Source organism: Moorena sp. SIO4A1 (genome assembly GCF_010672065.1).
GTDB lineage: Bacteria > Cyanobacteriota > Cyanobacteriia > Cyanobacteriales > Coleofasciculaceae > Moorena.
On sequence record NZ_JAAHHX010000370.1, the window covers coordinates 1 to 2041 of the forward strand.

The window sequence follows — 2041 nt, forward strand, 5'->3', positions numbered from 1 at the left end:
GGGGGGGAGGGGGGAGTTGGGGGTGGGGGGTAGGGAGTAGGGAGTAGGGAGTAGGGGGTGGGGAGTAGGGGAGTAGGGAGGAGGGAGTGGGGAGTAGGGAGTAGGGGAGTAGGGAGTAGGGAGTAGGGAGTAGGGAGTAGGGAGTAGGGAGTAGGGAGTAGGGAGTAGGGAGTAGAAAATTGAATCTACCTCATAAGTATGATCAACATAACTATGATTAACGCTATACTCGATTTTATTCATTGTTTCATTCAAGCTTATTAATTAATAAGCTTGGATTCCAAGTTTACCATTGACAATTAACAAGCAAGCCATCCAAACTAACCAATTAATAATCCCTACTCCCCAATTAAGTCAATCACTGCATTCAACAACGAATCATCATGAAAACTACTCTTGGTTAGATAATAATCTGCTCCAGCTTGCAAACCTTGAATACGGTCTTGTTCCCGGTCTTTATAGGAAATAATAATCACAGGGATTGATTTTAATTTATAATGGCTTTTAATATGGCTGACTAGCTCAATGCCGTTCATGCGGGGCATATCAATATCACTGATCACTAAATCATAAGGGTTGGTGCGAACAGCGTTCCAACCATCCATGCCATTAACAGCTATTTCCACCTCATAACCTTGGTTTTCCAGTAACTTACGTTCCATTTGCCGCACGGTAATGGAATCATCAACTACTAGAATTCGTTTTGGCTGTTGGATATCAGTATCATCATTACCACTGACTTGGTTCAACTGGCGGTTATTGAGTAGATTATCAATGGAGCGCACTAAATCTGACACATCCACAATTAGAATCGGGGAACCGTCTCCCATCAAAGCAGCAGCATTGATATCCTGAACTTTGCCCAGCCTCGGATCTAATGGTCGAACCACCAAATCCCGTTCACCTAAAAATTTATCAACTACTAATCCAAAACGGTTCGATTGGTCACTGATGATCACGACTGGTAGGGTTTCAGATTTGATATAAGAGTCATCTAACTCCAACACTTGATGGGCAGCTACCAGTCCAATATTTTCATCATTAAGGGTAAAATATTGCCGGTTTTCTACTACAAAAATTTCATTTTTATCTACCATGACAATTTTGTCAATTCGTGCTAACGGGAACGCATAAGGTTCACCATATATATCCACTAATAGGGTACGAATAACTGATAGAGTCAGAGGCAATTGGAAGTGGAAACTCGTTCCTTGCCCTAGCTTAGAGGTAGCTCGCAGGGTGCCACCTACCTCTTGTGCCATACTCTTGGCAATATCTAAACCAACGCCACGACCAGAAATTTCGGTTACCTGCTTAGCAGTAGAAAATCCCGGCAAAAATAGAAACTCCATCAGCTCATGTTCAGCTAGCTGGCTTGCCATCTCTGGGGTGATCATTTTTTTGCGGACAATTTTTTCCCGCAATTTCTCTGGATCTATGCCTTTGCCATCGTCAGCAACAGTAATCGATAACATCCCACCACGATGAACGGCTTCCAGTCGCACTGTGCCTTGGGCTGGTTTCCCCATTGCTACACGCTCTTGGGGAGGTTCAATACCATGGTCTACAGAGTTACGCAAAATATGAGTCAGTGGTGCTTCTAGTTTCTGTAAAATATCTCGATCTACTGCCGTAGATTTGCCGGTAATTTCTAATTTAACTTGTTTATTCAGCTTTCTGGCTATATCCCGAATCATCCGAGGAAAACTCTGTACCCCATCCGCAAAAGGACGCATATGAGACGCAATCACTTCTCGGTAAAGACGATCCGAAAGATTAGCAGTGCGACGAGCATACAGTTCCAGTTCACTCATGCGATCGCCCAAAATTTCCCGACATTCCTGTTCCTTTTGTCGAGCAACTTTCAGATATTCCTCCCCCACTTGATTGACCTGGGATATTGCTAAAGAATTCGGCTTTGTTGCATAAAGAGTATGAGTTGAGTGAGATAATCTATAGAGAGAAAAATAGAGCTTCCCCTTAGCCATGACAGAAGCAACCGCCAAGACCAAATATAAGATATTGAATTGGAGTAAGTACA

The 2041-nt window shown here is 43.2% G+C and carries 2 protein-coding genes; both read right to left on the reverse strand.

Annotation, left to right across the window (positions count from 1 at the left end; genetic code table 11):
* On the reverse strand, positions 1-243 hold a 243-nt coding region (locus F6K53_RS38390; RefSeq protein ID WP_293085055.1), incomplete at its 3' end, for a hypothetical protein.
* Between the two features lie 95 nt (positions 244-338).
* Positions 339-2041: hybrid sensor histidine kinase/response regulator (locus F6K53_RS38395; protein ID WP_293085058.1), on the reverse strand; the 1703-nt coding region annotated here is incomplete at its 5' end.